The sequence below is a fragment of the Pseudomonas mandelii genome (assembly GCF_006438925.1).
Taxonomy (GTDB): Bacteria; Pseudomonadota; Gammaproteobacteria; order Pseudomonadales; family Pseudomonadaceae; genus Aquipseudomonas; species Aquipseudomonas mandelii_C.
In genome coordinates this window covers 17105-33134 of the sequence record NZ_RCZA01000017.1, presented here as the reverse complement: position 1 = coordinate 33134, position 16030 = coordinate 17105, and the positions used below count along the sequence as shown (strand labels likewise).

Annotated in this window: 16 protein-coding genes and 1 pseudogene; 11 read left to right on the top strand and 6 right to left on the bottom strand. The window is 53.7% G+C overall.

Annotation, left to right across the window (positions count from 1 at the left end):
• Window positions 1–85: 85 nt before the first annotated feature.
• The 4 genes from EAH74_RS29585 to EAH74_RS29570 all read left to right on the top strand — a co-directional run bounded on the left by EAH74_RS29585 (window position 86) and on the right by EAH74_RS29570 (window position 4488).
• A complete protein-coding gene (locus EAH74_RS29585) occupies window positions 86–556 on the top strand; it encodes a DUF2271 domain-containing protein (RefSeq protein ID WP_140683643.1) in 471 nt (156 codons plus the stop codon).
• Between the two features lie 25 nt (window positions 557–581).
• Window positions 582–2762 carry a PepSY domain-containing protein gene (locus EAH74_RS29580; protein ID WP_140683640.1) on the top strand — a complete coding sequence of 727 codons (2181 nt, stop codon included), beginning with the start codon at window positions 582–584 and terminating at the stop codon, window positions 2760–2762.
• Window positions 2746–3717 (top strand): FAD:protein FMN transferase, encoded by a 972-nt coding sequence (locus EAH74_RS29575; RefSeq protein WP_240050583.1) that lies wholly within the window; start codon window positions 2746–2748, stop codon window positions 3715–3717. Before EAH74_RS29580 ends, EAH74_RS29575 begins: the two co-directional genes overlap by 17 nt.
• Window positions 3718–3786: 69 nt before the next feature.
• Window positions 3787–4488, top strand: a complete 702-nt coding sequence (locus tag EAH74_RS29570) for a VIT1/CCC1 transporter family protein (RefSeq protein WP_140683637.1) — start codon at window positions 3787–3789, stop codon at window positions 4486–4488.
• A gap of 36 nt (window positions 4489–4524) precedes the next feature.
• Here the strand turns inward: EAH74_RS29570 and EAH74_RS29565 are convergent, their stop codons facing one another.
• The gene (locus tag EAH74_RS29565) at window positions 4525–5883 is read right to left on the bottom strand and encodes an MATE family efflux transporter (RefSeq protein ID WP_140683634.1); all 1359 of its coding nucleotides are present in this window, start codon (window positions 5881–5883) and stop codon (window positions 4525–4527) included.
• 266 nt (window positions 5884–6149) lie between these two features.
• On the opposite strand from EAH74_RS29565, the gene EAH74_RS33155 reads away from it, so the two are divergent.
• The 4 genes from EAH74_RS33155 to EAH74_RS29550 all read left to right on the top strand — a co-directional run bounded on the left by EAH74_RS33155 (window position 6150) and on the right by EAH74_RS29550 (window position 9443).
• On the top strand, window positions 6150–6287 hold the full coding sequence (locus EAH74_RS33155) for a hypothetical protein (RefSeq protein ID WP_170206647.1): 138 nt from the start codon (window positions 6150–6152) through the stop codon (window positions 6285–6287).
• Window positions 6288–6617: 330 nt separating this feature from the next.
• Complete coding sequence (locus EAH74_RS29560; protein WP_140683632.1) at window positions 6618–7130, top strand: hypothetical protein; 513 nt, start codon at window positions 6618–6620, stop codon at window positions 7128–7130.
• Window positions 7127–8233 carry a hypothetical protein gene (locus tag EAH74_RS33505; RefSeq protein ID WP_140683628.1) on the top strand — a complete coding sequence of 369 codons (1107 nt, stop codon included), beginning with the start codon at window positions 7127–7129 and terminating at the stop codon, window positions 8231–8233. Before EAH74_RS29560 ends, EAH74_RS33505 begins: the two co-directional genes overlap by 4 nt.
• Window positions 8234–8327: 94 nt before the next feature.
• Complete coding sequence (locus tag EAH74_RS29550) at window positions 8328–9443, top strand: PIN domain-containing protein (RefSeq protein ID WP_140683625.1); 1116 nt, start codon at window positions 8328–8330, stop codon at window positions 9441–9443.
• Between the two features lie 343 nt (window positions 9444–9786).
• Here EAH74_RS29550 and EAH74_RS29545 read toward each other — a convergent pair whose 3' ends face one another.
• Window positions 9787–11208, bottom strand: coding sequence for an SIR2 family protein (locus EAH74_RS29545; protein ID WP_240050582.1), 1422 nt, complete (start codon window positions 11206–11208; stop codon window positions 9787–9789).
• A gap of 428 nt (window positions 11209–11636) precedes the next feature.
• Here EAH74_RS29545 and EAH74_RS29540 point away from each other — a divergent pair, with 428 nt between their 5' ends.
• On the top strand, window positions 11637–11909 hold the full coding sequence (locus EAH74_RS29540; protein ID WP_140683622.1) for a hypothetical protein: 273 nt from the start codon (window positions 11637–11639) through the stop codon (window positions 11907–11909).
• A 607-nt stretch (window positions 11910–12516) separates the two neighbouring features.
• Here EAH74_RS29540 and EAH74_RS33500 read toward each other — a convergent pair.
• Window positions 12517–12658: pseudogene (locus EAH74_RS33500) on the bottom strand (LysR family transcriptional regulator); the annotation flags it as partial.
• Between the two features lie 121 nt (window positions 12659–12779).
• On the opposite strand from EAH74_RS33500, the gene EAH74_RS29530 reads away from it, so the two are divergent.
• Window positions 12780–13211, top strand: coding sequence for a hypothetical protein (locus tag EAH74_RS29530; RefSeq protein WP_345789621.1), 432 nt, complete (start codon window positions 12780–12782; stop codon window positions 13209–13211).
• A gap of 123 nt (window positions 13212–13334) precedes the next feature.
• Here the strand turns inward: EAH74_RS29530 and EAH74_RS29525 are convergent, their stop codons facing one another.
• Window positions 13335–14189: a LysR substrate-binding domain-containing protein gene (locus tag EAH74_RS29525; RefSeq protein ID WP_140683620.1), complete on the bottom strand. Its 855-nt coding sequence runs from the start codon at window positions 14187–14189 to the stop codon at window positions 13335–13337.
• A gap of 105 nt (window positions 14190–14294) precedes the next feature.
• On the opposite strand from EAH74_RS29525, the gene EAH74_RS29520 reads away from it, so the two are divergent.
• Window positions 14295–14990 carry an FMN-dependent NADH-azoreductase gene (locus tag EAH74_RS29520; RefSeq protein ID WP_140683617.1) on the top strand — a complete coding sequence of 232 codons (696 nt, stop codon included), beginning with the start codon at window positions 14295–14297 and terminating at the stop codon, window positions 14988–14990.
• Here the strand turns inward: EAH74_RS29520 and EAH74_RS29515 are convergent.
• Together EAH74_RS29515 and EAH74_RS29510 are read right to left on the bottom strand one after the other, a co-directional pair.
• Entirely contained in the window at window positions 14967–15293 is a 327-nt protein-coding gene (locus tag EAH74_RS29515; RefSeq protein WP_140683614.1) for an AzlD domain-containing protein, read from the bottom strand. The genes EAH74_RS29520 and EAH74_RS29515 overlap by 24 nt on opposite strands.
• Window positions 15290–16030 carry an AzlC family ABC transporter permease gene (locus tag EAH74_RS29510; RefSeq protein WP_140683611.1) on the bottom strand — a complete coding sequence of 247 codons (741 nt, stop codon included), beginning with the start codon at window positions 16028–16030 and terminating at the stop codon, window positions 15290–15292. The genes EAH74_RS29515 and EAH74_RS29510 overlap by 4 nt, the downstream gene beginning before the upstream one ends.

Genomic DNA, 16030 nt, shown 5'->3' with positions numbered 1-16030 from the left:
CCTGTCGATGAGTTTTTCCTGCGTTTCAGGTTGCTGTCAGCAAGCAGGTCCAGGCTCTCGACCTAACGATCAAAAGGACACCGCCATGAAAAAGATCATCGCAGCAACCTGCCTCGTCGGCACCATTGCCCTGCCGGGGCTGGCCCAGGCCCGTGAAGTGACCTTGACCACACAGCTCAAGGACTACAGCGGCAATGATGCCTACCTGGCGATCTACGTCACCGACGCCAATGGCCAATACCAGAAAACCCTCTGGGTGGCCGGCAAGAAGGCCAAATATTACAAGCACCTGGGCGACTGGGCCCGTGGCAGCGGGATGAACCCGAGCGAGTTTGACGGGGTTAGCGGCGCCAGTGTCGGCAGTGGGCGCACGCTCAAAGTCAGCGTCGAACTGGCTGACACCCTGATTGATGCCGGGTATCAGATTCGCATCGACAGCGCCGTCGAGGACAAACATGACGCCCGCGCCGATGTCAGCGTGCCCCTGACGTCCAAGGGCGCAGGCAAGCCGGCGACCGGCAGTGCCTACGTCGACTCCTTTACTTACGATCTGTAGCACCCGCCATCTCTGGAGGCTGAACATGCTTCGTCAGTTCCATTCCCTTCCTGGCCTGATCGCCGCCCTGTTGGTCATGTTATTGGCCATCAGCGGCGCGATCCTGTCTGTCGACCCGGCGCTGGAACGCCTGTACAGCACGTCCACTCCTGCCGGACAACTCAACGTCGGTCAACTGGCCGGGCGCGTTGCCAGCCACTTTCCGGGCGTGGAGCAGATCCAGCGCTCAGCGTCCGGCACGGTGATCGTCTACTACAACCAGAACGGCCAGGCCGGGGCGGAAAAGGTCGACCCATTGACCGGCCAAGGCCTCGCCCCTTACGAGCCATCCGCGTTCTCCCGCTGGGTGAAAGACCTGCACCGCTCGCTGTTCCTTGGCACCCCGGGCCATGGGGTGTCGGGTGTCGGCGCGCTGTTCATGCTGATGCTGTCGGTGTCCGGCGCGCTATTGCTGGCCCGGCGCCTGGGTGGCTGGCGCAACCTGCTGCGGCCACTGCGGGGCACTTTCAGCCAGCGCTGGCATGCTGAAGTCGGGCGACTGGCCTTGCTCGGGCTGCTGCTGTCGGCATTGAGCGGGCTCTACATGTCCGCCACCACCTTTGGTTTTATCGCCGACGGCAGTCAGAGTGAACCCGCCTTCCCCGCCCACGTCAGCACCGGCCCGGCCTTGCCGGTGGCGAAGCTGCAAGCCTTGCAGGCCACCGACCTGAACGACCTGCGCGAGCTGGTCTACCCGAGCCCCGGCAACCCGCGCGATGTGTTTTCCCTGCGCACGGCCCAGGGCGACGGCTACGTGGATCAGGCCAGCGGCGCCTTGTTGTCCTATCAAGCCCACGACTCGATGCACAACCTCTACGAATTGATCTATCAGCTGCACACCGGCGAAGGCCTCTGGTGGCTGGGCCTGCCGCTGGGGCTCTGCGCCCTTTGCGTGCCGTTGATGAGCGTGACCGGCATCCTGTTGTGGTGGCGCCGCCGCAAGGCTGGCCCGAACATCCGCCACAACAGCCCTGCCCACTCCGCCGACAGCGTGATTCTGGTGGGCAGTGAAAACAACAGCACCTGGGGTTTTGCCAAAACCTTGCACGACGCCTTGCACCAGAATGGCCATCAGGTGCATAGCGCGGCGATGAATGAATGGGTGGGCGATTACCGCAATGCCCAACGGGTGTTCATCCTCACCGCGACCCACGGTGACGGCGATGCGCCGGCCTCGGCTTCGCAGTTCCTGGCGCGGATGGCCAAAACCGGCCTCAAGCCCGGCCTGCCCTTTGCGGTGCTGGGCCTGGGCGACCGCCAGTTTGCGCAGTTCTGTCAGTACGCCCATCAGGTGCAGGACGCGATGTTGCAGGCCGGTGGCTCGCCGTTGCTGGAGCTGGAAACCGTCAACCACCAATCCTCTCAGGAGTTTGCCCGCTGGGGCCTCGCGTTGGGCGAAGTGCTGGGGCAGGACCTGACGCTGGTTCACACCCCGCAGCAGCCGCGTACGCATCAATTGCAACTGACAGAGCGGATTGCCTATGGCGAACAGGTGAATGCGCCGACCCACGTACTGCGCTTCAAAGCCTGCGGCGAGCTGCCAGAGTTTCTGGCCGGCGACCTGATCGGGATTCTGCCCCCGGGCAGCCCGATCCCGCGTTTCTACTCGCTGGCCAGCGGTTCCGAGGACGGCGTGCTGGAGATCTGTGTGCGTAAACACAACGGTGGCATGTGCTCGGAATTCCTTCATGGCCTGGACATCAGCGCGCAAATCGAAGCCTTTATCCAGCCCAACCCGCAATTTCGTCCGGCATCGGGCACGCACCCGGTGATCCTGATCGGCGCCGGTACCGGCATCGGTCCTCTGGCCGGTTTTATCCGCAACAACAAGGCCCGTCACCCGATGCACTTGTATTGGGGCGGGCGCAACCCGGCCTCGGATTTTCTCTATGAACCGGAGCTCAACCAATACTTGTCGGACCGACGCCTCACGGCACTGCGCGCCGCCTTCTCTCAGGTTCAGGACCGCAGCTACGTGCAAGACCGGCTGATCAGCGATGCCCTGGCCTTGCGCCGACTGATTGAAAAAGGTGCCCAGGTGCTGGTGTGTGGCAGCCGCGAAATGGCCAAAGGCGTGATGCAGGCCCTCGATGAAGTGTTGGCGCCTCTGAACCTGAGTGTGCTGACCCTAAAGGCACAAGGACGCTACCGTGAAGACGTCTACTGAGTTGCAGCGCTATAGCCTGAACGGCGAAACCATGGGCACCCGCTACACCGCCCTGTTTTATGCCGGGGCCGGGATCGATACCGACGACGTTGGCCATCGCCTGGCGCGCGCCGTGGCCCGGGTGGACCAGCAAATGTCCACCTGGAAACCCGACTCGGACCTCAACCGCCTCAACGCCGCCCCCGAGCAGCAATGGGTGGCCGTGCCCAAGGAACTGGCCACGGTGCTGTCTGCTGCGCTGCGCGTCAGTCAGCAATCCGGCGGCGCCTTCGACATCGCTGTCGGTGATCTGGTTAACGCCTGGGGGTTCGGCCCCGGGGAGCAGACGGTCACAGAGCAGGCGATCGGCACGATTGCGCCAAGCGCCCGGCTGTTAGCCAGCGCCGCGTTGGTGGTTGACCCGCAACGCAATCAGGCGCGCAAGCGCGTGCCGCTGAACCTTGATTTGAGTGGCATCGCCAAAGGTTTTGGCGTGGATGAACTGGCTCGTTGCCTGGAGGGTTTGGGCATCACCCGCTACCTGGTCGGCATCGATGGCGAGATGCGCGCCCGGGGCGTCAAACCTGACGGCCAGTGCTGGGTCGTGGCCCTGGAAAAGCCTAACCGGGGCGCGCGTGAAGTCATGGGCGTGATGGAACTTGGCGATGCCGCTATCGCGACCTCCGGGGACTATCGACATTGGGTGGACGTGGCCGGTCAGTCCTATGCTCATACCATGAACCCGGCCACCGGCGCGCCGCTGTGCAACCCGCTCGCCGCCGTCACCGTGGTGGCGGCCTCGTGCATGCTCGCCGATGCCTGGGCCACGGCGCTGATGGTCCTGGGCGAAACCGAGGGCCCGCGTCTGGCTCAGGAACGCGGGATGGATGCGTTGTTCGTGCTGCGCGAGGGTGCTCAGTTCAAAGAAATATCCATTGTCGGCGGCCAGTTGCAGGCGCAGATTGAAACCCGCTGACGCCGATTCCCGGACCGCTCGGAACCCGTCCCGCTTGAACCGCCCAATGACAGGGAGTCCCGTTAAACAATGAAATTCATGCACAGGCACACCGAGGCACACCGAAGCGATCGTATCGGCTGGCTGCGCGCCGCCGTCCTGGGCGCCAACGACGGGATTGTCTCTACCGCCAGCCTACTGATCGGCGTCGCGGCCGCCAACGCCAGCCACGCCACGTTGCTGGTCACCGGTATGGCGGGGCTGATGGCCGGCGCCATGTCCATGGCCGCTGGCGAGTACATTTCCGTGCACTCCCAGGCCGATACCGAGCGGGCCGATCTGTCACGCGAACGGGCAGAACTGGCGAGCGACCCGAAAGCCGAACACATCGAGCTCGCCAACATCTACATGCATCGCGGCGTATCACCCGAACTGGCGCATCAAGTGGCCGATCAATTGATGGCCCATGACGCATTGGGCTCTCACGCCCGGGACGAGTTGGGCATCAGCACCACCCTCACCGCCAAACCCTTGCAGGCCGCCCTGGCCTCCGCCGCCAGTTTCGTGGTGGGTGCCGCGTTGCCTCTGGCCGTGACTTTCTTCGCGCCGCAGCACAGCGTCGGGACCTGGATATCGGCCATGTCATTGGTGTTTCTTGGGACATTGGGCGCCATTGCCGCCAAGGCAGGCGGGGCCAAGGTTCTGACCGGCGCCTGGCGGGTGACCTTCTGGGGGGCTCTGGCCATGGGGATTACGGCACTGGTGGGGCACGTGTTTGGCGCAGTGGTCTAGCGGGTGCGTCTTCCAAAAACGAAGGGCGCCGTGCCGCTAGACCAACCGCTCAATCTTCTGATGCTGCCAGACCATTTTGTAATACGCCGTCTGCAACGCCAGCATCCCCAGGTACGCCACCGGAAACGCCATCCACACACCCTGCAACCCGAAGTGCCCGTCCAGCACATACGCCACCGGCAACTGCACCCCGACCACACAAAAAATCGAAATCGCCATCGGCACCAACACCGAGCCACTGGCGCGCATGATGCCGCCGACGATCGCCTGGAAGCCGAACACCAACAGGCTCCACAGCATGATGTGCAGCAGATGTTCCGCCTTCGCCCGGGTGGAATCATCCGTGAGGAACAACCCCAGCAACCAGTGCGACAACAGATAACCCAACACCACCAAGCCACCGGTCAGGCACACATTGATCAACAGCCCCGTGCGCAGAATCGGCCCCATGCGCTCAAGCCGCCCTGCCCCAATAGCCTGAGCACCGAGAATCGACGCCGTGATCGCAATCGACAACGCCGGAAACTGCACGTAATTGACGATCTGCGTCACCGCCCCATACGCCGCCGTCGCCTGCGAACCGTGCTGATTCACCAGCGACAGAATCACCAGCTCCGACACCGACAACACCACCATCTGCAACCCGGTGGGCAACCCGATGCGCAACACCTTGCCGAGAATCACCAGGTCCAACCGCATCGCCGCAAACATCTCCCGATCCGGCGCCAACGGATGCCCCTTGCGAATCAACCGCCACGCCAGCCACCCCATCGCCGACAAATTACCCGCCAACCCCGCATACGCCGCACTCTGAATCCCCATCATCGGCAACCCGAACCAACCGCGAATCAACGCCGGCGTCAGCGCCAACCCGATACACGTCGACACCACCAACGCAATCAGCGGCGACACCGTATCGCTCACCCCGCGCAGCAGTTGGGTGAACAGCACATAGACCAGCAGCGACGGCATGATCCACATCATCACGTGGGCGTAGGACACGGCGTCGTCGATAACGTCGACCGGGGTCCCCAAACCCTGCAACGCTGGCCTTGCGAATACGCTGCCGAGTACTGCCGCTGTCAGACCGATCATTGCGCCCAACAGCAAGGTTGTGCCGGCGATGGTCTTCACCAGATGCGGCTCCCGCGCGCCCCAGGCTTGACCGATGAGCACGCCCGCGCCGGCGCCGAGGCCGATGACCAGGGCGATGAAGAAGAAGACGATGGGGAACATGCCGGACACGGCAGCCAGGGCTTGAGTGCCGAGCATTTGGCCGATGTAGATGCTGTTGATGGTGCCCGACATGGATTGGAGGAAATTGGAGAGGACCATGGGGGCCAGGAAAAGGAGGTAGGTTTTCCAGAGGGGGGGTTGGGTGGCGGGGGTTTGCATTGAGGGTCCGTCTCGGGGTGGGCTCGTGTTTTGGAAATTCTACGCTAGGGGACTGACAACAACGCGGCCCGATTTCGAAGTTCTGGTTAGCATGATGCATATCAAGCTCGCCCAGAAGTGGTCCGTCGGTACGTCTGAGGAACAATGGGGAAGTGTTTTCTCATGAGAATTCAGTCCAGCGAGTGGAAAATAGTGGCAGATGGCCTATACCTATTCTCGGGATAAGCTCCATTCTCGGAGAAATCACCCATTTTAAGGGAAGCAAAATGGCGAACAATGAAAAAACCAGCAAAGGCGTAGCATCTAAAGCAAGCGAGCAACTCAAAGATAAAAAATCCACACCTGATCAAAAATCAGTTGCCGGTTCAGCGCTAACGCAGGCCGCAGACAAGAAAAAAAAATAAGGAAAATCTGGGGCGTATTTTAGACGGGTCGTTGACTTAATAAAATCGTCCCATTTGATTCGAATTTATGACATTTATTTATCACGCACTTTGATGATTAGATTGCGCGCAGCGGTCATATCGCTAGGATAATTTCTGGTTTATCGGTTTAGACAAAGGTGAAAGATTTATTTTTTAAAAAAATAAATCCGTCCCCTTTTTTCTTAAGGAAGGAAAAGATTGCGAGATCATGAATACTCGGTAATTGGGCATAGCCGCAGCACCATCGGCCGATATCTTGGCACGTTCGTAACAATAATAGTGTCTTTACTGCCTGCTGTAGGAATAGGCGTGTCCGATGCCCTGACACAGTTAGGATTACCAGAATGGGGAAAGTACTTCGTTGTAATACCAGTCACTGCTGGCGTTATTTATTCTGCTGTTCATTGGGCATTTAACAAATACGGGTGGAGGCCTTTGAGTTTTTTTTCTCAGTTGCCAAATATTTCAGGTGAATGGTCTTGTTCTGGAACCACTATCGATGATGACGACACAGTAAAATTCAACTGGGATGGCGATATAACCATCTCTCAGACCTGGGAAAAAATACGCGTTCGCCTAGAAACAAAGTCATCTATTTCGCACAGCATTTCGGTGGCGTTAATACCTGAACCTGATGGTTGTTGGATGCTAATGTACAGCTACAAAAATGAGCCAAAAGTCGGAAACAAGAGTCTCAACGCACATATCGGTTACAGCGAAATGAGATTCCATAAAAAACTTAGCACAGCGAAAGGCAAATATTTTACCGCCAAGGGCCGAGGCACTTGTGGAGCAATGAGTTTCAATAGGAGTTTGACATGAGCAAAGACATCAACAGCCGTCTTTCGGATCTAAAATCACGCCGCAGAGGCATTAGTTCAATTTATGCCTTAGATAGCATAAATAGTGCCACCGCAAGTGTTTTAAAAGAAAAATTTGAGCAAAGAGCAGATGGTGAGTGGTCTAAGTATGCCCTAGGTGCAATGGAAGAAGTGGACCCAACTTACACTAAGAATTCAATAGCTGAAGGAGAGCGAGTAAAAAGTCAAATCTCCAATCGCATCAACACAAACGTTACATTTGATTACCAAGGCTCCGTGCCATTAAACGTTCACATCAAGGGCGTAAGCGATATTGACATACTCGTACTACTCAAAGATTTCGTCACTATAGATAGACACGGAGCCAAAGCAAATTCAGTAAAATACTCGACCTGGACAGGCCCTACTGCAGTCGTACTACTTACCACATTAAGGTCGGATCTCGAAGCCCTGTTAAAAGAATCTTTCCCGAAAGTTAACATCGATGTATCAGGTGACAAGGCAATAGGAATGTCAGGCGGCTCCCTATCTCGGAAGGTGGATATAGTTCCATCACATTGGCATGACTCAGCAGCCTACCAATTAAGCGAGAGTAAAATAGATCGCGAAGTAAAAATCCTTGAACAAAAAAAAGCTTTAACTTTTCTTAATCGACCCTTCTTACACATTGACAAAATCAACACCAAAGATTCTGAAACTAGGGGCGGTACAAAGAAAATAATTCGAATGTTAAAAAACTTAAAAGCTGATTCCGAGAACGCCGATCTAATACTCGTCAATAGCTACGAAATCGCCGGACTGGTGTATCATTTCGAAAACTCCGTAATTGATGTACCCATCTACAATGAGCTTGCATTAGTTGCTGCAACACAGCAACAACTCAACATTATGATAAACAACAAGGCTTGGGCTATGAGCCTAGATACACCGGATGGCATTCGAAAAATATTGGAATCCGAAGAGAAATTTAATTCCCTTCGCACACTTCATAACGAAGTTAGCGAACTAGTAAAAAACCTCGCCATCGAACTATCGACGGAAGCTTGGTTAACTAGCGAGCAAGAAATTAACACTTTAAAAAAATCTTACATAAGAGGCGTGTAACGACCACACCTGATGTATAGCAAATAGAACGGCAGCCTCTTAGACGCAATTTACTTATCACCCCCATATAAAACTGAAAACCTGAGAAATCTAGATGACTGACGACATAAAATACGACTCAATACTTATAGACACATCAGTTTTCGATGGAAACGGTCTACGCCTAGAGAAAGGATTACTAGGGAAGCTTTTCCAATTCAAAAGAAGCCCGATTGATTTCTTGATGCCGGACGTAATTTGCAATGAAGTTAAGTCCCATCTTGAGAGAAAAATCAAAGAATCAAGAAGCAGTTTAGAAAAGTCTATCAACGATGCTGGAGATCATTTATTTTTTGATGGCAGTACCCTAAACGATGCAAGAAAACTATTACTCGGAAGTCACGACATTGAGGAATTAGCAGATACTCGCTTGAATTCCTTCCTCGACAACTCGGGTGCCATTGTCATCCAATGCGGCGATCACTTAGATGTCTCCAATCTACTAGTACATTATTTTTCAAACAAAGCTCCATTTTCCGAATATGGGAAAAAGAAAAACGAATTTCCTGATGCGATAATTCTTATGGCAGTAGAAGAATGGGCTAAAACAAACAACAAATCCATTCTCGCAATATCTCAGGATAACGACTGGGGTAGATATTGCGAAACGTCGGAGCGACTAACTTGTATAATCGAGTTGTCTGACGGCCTTGCCCTATTCAACAAAGCAAACGCACCATATACCTTCCTATCCAAGCTTGAGTCCGCTTTGGATGCAGATACGGCACAGGAGTTTTTGGATGGTATTTCGTCCCGACTCGAATCCGAGTTGGATGGATTCACTCCTGACCAAGATGCAGATTCGTATTTTTATTGGGAGCCTGATGGTAGCAATGGTTGGTTTAAAGATTTCCACCTTACTTCAAACGAATTCAGAATAATTGAAAGCGATGAGGAATATATAGTTCTTGAAGCTCAAGCAACAATTTCGGTAGAGGCTGAGGGAGAATTTTCCCTATCAGTTTATGATTCTATAGACAGAGACAATACCTACGTAGGCTCTGTTACCGCGACAAAAGAAGAAGAGTTCGATTCTAAACTTCTAATAACCATTGCAGGCGACCTTGATGGACCAATTGAAGAGCTCGTCATCGAAGAAGTTGAAATTGTCACCCCCCTCAAAAGAATTAACTTTGGAACACTAGAACCAGATTTTGGCGATCCTGAATAAGACCTACACAGTTTAGGCAAAAAGGAGACGGATCTATTTTTCCTGCACTCTGATGCACGTTGCTGCTCGCCCACAAAATAGTAGGCGACCCACTTAAAACGATAAGAAAGAGGATACATTTTAAGCCACATCTAAAAAGCAATAAAAGAATAACTTTCTACGACCTGATACAGGGCGATTTCTGCCTATTAAATGGCAGCAGCCGCCCCACGCCGGCGCGTAATTTTGGACAACTCAACCATTAAGGCAGTAGCAAGCCCAGAAACTTACCCCTCATGCTTAAGTAAATCATACACACAAAGAATACGTTTAAACTCAGTTATATTTCTATCCTTGAAGCTTTTTACATAAATTTCCAAGTCATCGATTGAAATTTTTCCGTTATAGGCTGACCAGATAATTGAGTTAATTTTATTGCTGTTCGCAATGCTGTCATCATCCAAATGCCTTGAATACTACCGTGCTCAGTCTTGATTCGGTCCTTGATAGCTTCGACAATAGCGTTAATCTTGTCCTTCTGTTGTTCCTTTAGACGTGCTTCGTCCTTAAGGGTTTTGCACACTTTGGAGAAGCCAAAAATGGGGAAAAATTGGCTAGATTGAATTTTCTGCTTATTTATGAGCTCCAGTATTTGATAATTGGACTCCTCCATGATTTTAAAGTAATTCGTAATCATTTCCGAAACAGTAAAATACTGATATTGAATAGTCTTTGATGATCCAATGGCTAAAATCTTATCGCTGTTTTTAAGCGAATCAAGGTCCTCGGTGATCGTTACTTTAATCTCCCCGCCTGCGTAGATTTCCTTCACGATATTCTGCACTTTTCGAACATCCATCGCGGTGATTGGCAAATTCAGTCCGGAAATCGCTTCATAAATAGCGCCAAAATTGTCCGTCTTTATCTTATTGATTCTAATTGTCGAAGAAAAACCTTCTAGATCTATATCATGCTCTGCGATGTCAGTCGATTTGGAACCGCCTTCAAACTCCACAAGTAAGAAGTTCTCTCGAATTTTCTTGGCATGATCCGAATTAGGCTTTACGTAGGTAAAAATAGTTCTCAGCAAAGCTTTTATATTGTCATCGCTTACACTGTATCCAATGAAGATAATAGGGTTGTGAATGAAAAGTGAAAGGAGCTGAGCTCTAATCAGTTCATACCTCGCGAAGAAAGACTGATAATCGGCCTCGCTAATTATGATTTTTGTAGGGTGATCGACGCATCCGTGAATCTTGTACACTGATCCATATGGATTGCTTAGCAATATGTCATTGCCTATCAGTGGTGAAAACTCGAAAAAAGTCTCCAAGAAATTGTCATAGTTGGTGGTTATTATTGAGCCAATATTTTTGCTTGCCCGCTTAAGCGCTGCCAGTTCTTCAGTGAAGCTTTCTTTTATCGTGGCATCATTGAGTAGGTGAGCTATGTAGATTTTCAGTCGACTGATGCTGATATTATTCTGCATGTTTTCATAGAAAACATCATTTACGAAACCCAAAGGGCCAGTGCGATTTAATGCCACTTCAGCATTGAAATTTTTTTCAAGTATGCTTGCAATCCTGTCGTACTTAAACTCTCCGTCGACCTCAGACGCGGCCTTGATATCATAATAGTATTCATCGTTCCCTTTCAGATCATGAGATATTTTTTTCAGCAGGCTATCCCAGGTATAAGATTTGTTGAGATACCTCAAGCTCATTCCTGTTCCGACGAACAAAATCGGGTGGTTTCGGTATTTCCCTATAAATTCGTCGATTTTCATTTTTGAAATGCCTTTTAATTCTTGGAAGGTATCTGGGCGTATTGCTTGAGTGTGCTAAAGATTGCGGTCTCGACTTTTTCTGTTGCGGTCCAGAAACAACAAAACCATTCTATTTATGCGCTTGCAACAAGAAATGGTTAAGCCTTGGATTCTTCCGATCTTCTCACGCCGGGTTTGTCAATTAAAAGGCCTCGTATCCGTTTCCCATCGGGAGCAGCGTCTCAACCACGCGACGCTGCATTTTTTGAGAGTTAAAAGATCTCCAGCATCACACCTGTTTTCCATACTGGTCCTACAGCATCTTCGGAAATCGCTCCTATCTCCCATGAGCGATGAAATCTACAGTCACCCCGTCACCCAAAAAGCGACCAGGTTTGGCGACCTGCTGATCGAATCGGTCCCCACAAATCTGATTCGGAGTTTCACCTATGGAAAGATACATGCCCCTCACCGGAATCGACCTGGTCCCGGCCTCCCTGCTCATCGACACCCAAGCCCCACTCGACGTCCTGCAAGCCATGGCCGATTACCGCATCCGCACGGTCACGCAGGTGCTGGAGAACATCGCCTACCGCGGCGAACTCGGTTGCGACACGGTAGTTCTGTCGGACTTCTCCAAACTGCTGGCCATTCCGTTACGCGACGGCTGTGACTTGATGGACGTGATCGGTCGACGCTTACGGGCGGAGGTGAAGGAGTAAGTAGAAACGGGCGCCTTAATGGGTAATGCCGATTAGTTAAGCCGCAATGGTATTTGTAGCAGCTGGCGAAGCCTGCGTTCGGCTGCGGAGCAGTCGTGAAACCTGAGTTTGCGGTCTTCCTGAAACACCGCATTGTCTGATTTCACGACTGCTTCGCAGCCGAACGCAGGCTTCGCCAGCTGCTACGGATTGTGTCGTTGCTTGACTGATCGGCATTGCCTCAATGGGCGCCCATTTTTTTGCAGTTGTGGTCTGTGCATGAACGCGGCTGACGGATCCTTTCGTGACCCCAATTGACCGAAACCACTTCACAAAAATATGTGAAATAAAATGTGAAGGTAATTTTGTTTTAAGCGCCTACAAAACCTCTGGAGGCCAGGAAATTAGCGCCTCTTCCTCAAGTCAGTATGTGAAATAAAATGTGAAGGCTCTCATACGGTAATAACCGCTATGTACGGTCAATTAAATGAAAGCGGGCGCCATCAAGGCGCCCTTTTTTGTGCCCATGATCAAAGTGGTTCCCCACCATCCAACAGACGGCTGACCTTCCCTCAGGAAGGCAAAGACCGCGTACCCGAGACGTTCAAGCACGCCCTTGAAATGACAATCAGGCCCTCCGCTGAAAGCAATACTCCACAATTAGCTGAGTGACCGTAGCCACCAATCGCCTGATCCGCGTCAAGCGAGGCGAACAGCCGACATTGCGCATCCGGCAAATCCGGCAACCCTTGCTCTACCCCAATAACCGCCGAGATAAAAGGTGACTAGGATTAGAGGTGAAAGATCTATTTAAAGTGTTTTTGGCGAATGGCGTTATGAAGCAAAGCAGTATGTCGCTCTGACACATTCGCTCTTTTTCAGGAGGGAAAAATGATGCGAAGGATTATCGCAACGGGGGCGCTCTTGCTGGCCTTGGGCGGGTGCGCAACGTCACCTATGCGGGTTTCTGAAGCGCGGCCAGTGCCGGCCAGTGAGATGTACGCGATCAAAAGCCAGGGTACGGAAGATCCGGGACGCCTGACCATTTTCCGTGATGACGGGTTTGTCGGTTCGGGATGTGACGCCGTGTTCTACATTGATGGTCAGCGCGCAGCCAAGATAGGTCCCGGTCAGAAGGCATCTTTCGTTTTGCCTGCCGGTGAAGTGAGCCTCGGCACCGGGCTCGCCGAGTCTGGATTATGTGCGGGTGTCGCGATCAAAACTGTTGTGGCCAACATTAAGCCAAGGAAAGAAGTGATTTATCAAATCAACTGGGATACGCAGGATTTCTCTTTAGGCCCCTATGTTGAATATGGACGTTGAGCCCAGACAGTTCCGGCCTTTTTCGCACGCCACACCACCTAATAGTGAATGAGGCGGCTCGCAGTCACTGCCTCGTAGTGAGGTCGCTACCCAAGACGTTCAAGCAGGCCCTTGAAATGACAATCAGGCCCTGCGCGTGGCGCAATACTCCACAATGAGCTGAGTGACCGCTGCCACTATCGCCTGATCCGCATCAGGCGAGGTGAACAGCCGACATTGCGCATCCGGCAAATCCGGCAACCCTTGCTCTCCCCCAATAACCGCCAATCCTTGCCCCAACTGACTGAGTGGCATGGGCGCTACTGCGAAGCCTGCCAGGGCTGCCGCCCGCAACCCGGCGGTGCTGCTGCACAACATCGCCGTGCGTTGGGCGATCCCCGCCTGCGCCAGCCTCGTCAGCGCGGCTTCGCGATAAGGGCACGGTTCGGGGAACAGGGCCAGCGGCAGCGGCGTCGGTAATTGGGTGACGGGTTGCGCCGACCAAGCCCACACCAGCGGTTCTTGCCATAGCAACAGCCCCGCTTCGCTGGTTTCGCACAGCGAACCGATGACCACCTCCAGATGCCCTTGCTTCATCAGCGCCAGTAACGTACCCGGAATGTTCACCTGCACCTCGATCTTCATGCCGGGGTACTGCGCTGCGAAATCCTGAACCGTGCGCAGTAATCGAGACTCGACAAAATCTTCGGACACCCCGATCCGCAGTCGCCCGTGAAACGGCGTGCGTGTCAGGTCTGTCCAGGCATCACGGTTCAGCGCAAGGATCGTGCGCGCATAAGAGACCAGGCGTTCGCCATCGGCCGTCAGTTGTTGGGAACGGGTGGTGCGCGTCAGCAGGGGTTTACCAATCTGTTCTTCCAATCGCCGCACGTGGCCACTGACCGCCGACTGAGTCAGGTGCAGCTTCTCGGCTGCACGGCTGAAGCCGTCTTCATCGACGACGGTGACAAATGTCTTGAGCAGCAGAGCATCGAACATAGTTTTATACGTGATCAATTGAGTATGAATTTACGATTTATATTTCAAATCCAACTATGTTGCAATGCTCCCACCTGCCCTGCCCCCCATCATTCGAGGTGTGCCATGACGACTCTTCTCCATATTCAGTGTTCTCCCCGCAAGCAGCGTTCGGCTTCCCTTGAAGTCGCACGCAGCTTCATTGCGCGTTATCAAGCCAACAACCCGGACACCGAAATCATCACCCTCGACCTCTGGAACCTGGCGCTGCCGGAATTCGATGATCTGGCCATGGAGGCCAAATACGCCGGGCTCAATGGCACCCCGTTGACCCCCGCACAACAAGACGCCTGGAACACGTTAAAAGAGTTGGCCAGTCACCTGCACCGCGCGGATGTACTCGTGATGTCCGTACCGCTGTGGAATTTCAGCATCCCGTACAAACTCAAGCACTTCATCGACCTGGTTTCGCAGAAAGACATCCTGTTCAGCGTTGACCCGGAACGCGGTCTGGAAGGCATGCTGCACAACAAACTCGCCGTGGTGATGTACGCCCGCGGCCTGGATTTTTCCGCGCAATCGAGCACACCGGCGGAGCGCTTCGACTTCCAGAAGCCCTACGTGGAAGCCTGGCTGAAATTTATCGGCGTCACGGATGTGCATTCGGTGATTGTGGAGAAAACCATCCTGGGGGAAGACGTTGATCGGCGCGCGCGTGAGGACGCGACTCTGCAGGCCAGGCGCCTGGCAGACAGTTTGTCGCTGACGCTTCCGGCCCCCCGGCTGCACATCGATTCATTACAAACCGAAAAACTTGAATAGCCACAGCCCTCCCATCCCGACCGCCAGCGTCAGGAGCGTATTGCGAGTCTGCCAAGCGACCCAGGCCGCAATAATGGCGGCGGGTATCTGAGGGTTATTCAACACGAATTCACCCTGCCCGTTGGGGTACACCACGGCGGGCAGTACAAGGGCCGCCAGCACACTCGCCGGTACGTAAAGCAAGGCCCGACTCAGCACTGACGGGATGCGCAACCGGCCATACAGTTCGACAAAGGAAAGACGCATGGCGAAGGTTCCCAAACCGACCGCCAGGAACATCCCCCACAAGGCTAGATCACTCATGGCGTCTCCCTCTCGACGTCATGGGTCAGCGCATCGCTCAATGGGCGCTTGCGAATACTCTCGATCAACAGACCCGCCATGACACCGCCGATGGAAGCGGTTACCAGTCCAAGGTTGTAGGGCATATTCACCGCAACCACGGCGAGCAACCCGCCGACCGAGGCGGCGGCCAAGCTCGCCGCGCTGCGTATGCCGGGAACCAGTAGCGCCAGAAACGAAAGCGGTATGGCAAAGCTCAATGACCAGGTTTCGGGGATGCTTGCGCCCAGGTAGATGCCCGCCATTACCGACAATTGCCAGGTCAGCCACATGGCAGCGGCGGTGCCGGCATAGTAGTGGTGAGCGAATTGACCCAGTTCGCCAGAGGAAAGCTTGAGACTGAACAGTGCGTAGGACTGGTCAGAAAGCATGTAGGAAACCGGCCAGGTCCAGCGCCGGGGCAAGTGGTGCAGATGGGGGGCCAGTGACGCGCTGTACATGATGAAGCGCAAGTTGATGACCAGGGCGGTCACCACAATCGCCAGCGGCACAACGCCCGTATGGAGCAGTTGCAGCGCAACCATCTGAGCGGACCCAGAGTAGAACAGCAGCGTCATGCCCATGGTCGTGCCGGGCGACATGCCCATGTTGATCGCCATGACCCCCGTCAACAAGCCGAAAGGAACGACTCCGGGACTCAATGGAATGAGCGCCCGGACACCTTGCATGAACGCTTCCCTTCCTGATTGGTACGGCAT

Coding starts and splice junctions, on each gene's coding strand:
- EAH74_RS29585 (WP_140683643.1), top strand. CDS start 86: ATGAAAAAGATCATCGCAGCAACCTGCCTCGTCGGCACCATTGCCCTG.
- EAH74_RS29580 (WP_140683640.1), top strand. CDS start 582: ATGCTTCGTCAGTTCCATTCCCTTCCTGGCCTGATCGCCGCCCTGTTG.
- EAH74_RS29570 (WP_140683637.1), top strand. CDS start 3,787: ATGAAATTCATGCACAGGCACACCGAGGCACACCGAAGCGATCGTATC.
- EAH74_RS29565 (WP_140683634.1), bottom strand. CDS start 5,883: ATGCAAACCCCCGCCACCCAACCCCCCCTCTGGAAAACCTACCTCCTT.
- EAH74_RS33155 (WP_170206647.1), top strand. CDS start 6,150: ATGGCGAACAATGAAAAAACCAGCAAAGGCGTAGCATCTAAAGCAAGC.
- EAH74_RS33505 (WP_140683628.1), top strand. CDS start 7,127: ATGAGCAAAGACATCAACAGCCGTCTTTCGGATCTAAAATCACGCCGC.
- EAH74_RS29550 (WP_140683625.1), top strand. CDS start 8,328: ATGACTGACGACATAAAATACGACTCAATACTTATAGACACATCAGTT.
- EAH74_RS29545 (WP_240050582.1), bottom strand. CDS start 11,208: ATGAAAATCGACGAATTTATAGGGAAATACCGAAACCACCCGATTTTG.
- EAH74_RS29540 (WP_140683622.1), top strand. CDS start 11,637: ATGGAAAGATACATGCCCCTCACCGGAATCGACCTGGTCCCGGCCTCC.
- EAH74_RS29530 (WP_345789621.1), top strand. CDS start 12,780: ATGATGCGAAGGATTATCGCAACGGGGGCGCTCTTGCTGGCCTTGGGC.
- EAH74_RS29525 (WP_140683620.1), bottom strand. CDS start 14,189: ATGTTCGATGCTCTGCTGCTCAAGACATTTGTCACCGTCGTCGATGAA.
- EAH74_RS29520 (WP_140683617.1), top strand. CDS start 14,295: ATGACGACTCTTCTCCATATTCAGTGTTCTCCCCGCAAGCAGCGTTCG.
- EAH74_RS29515 (WP_140683614.1), bottom strand. CDS start 15,293: ATGAGTGATCTAGCCTTGTGGGGGATGTTCCTGGCGGTCGGTTTGGGA.
- EAH74_RS29510 (WP_140683611.1), bottom strand. CDS start 16,030: ATGCCGTACCAATCAGGAAGGGAAGCGTTCATGCAAGGTGTCCGGGCG.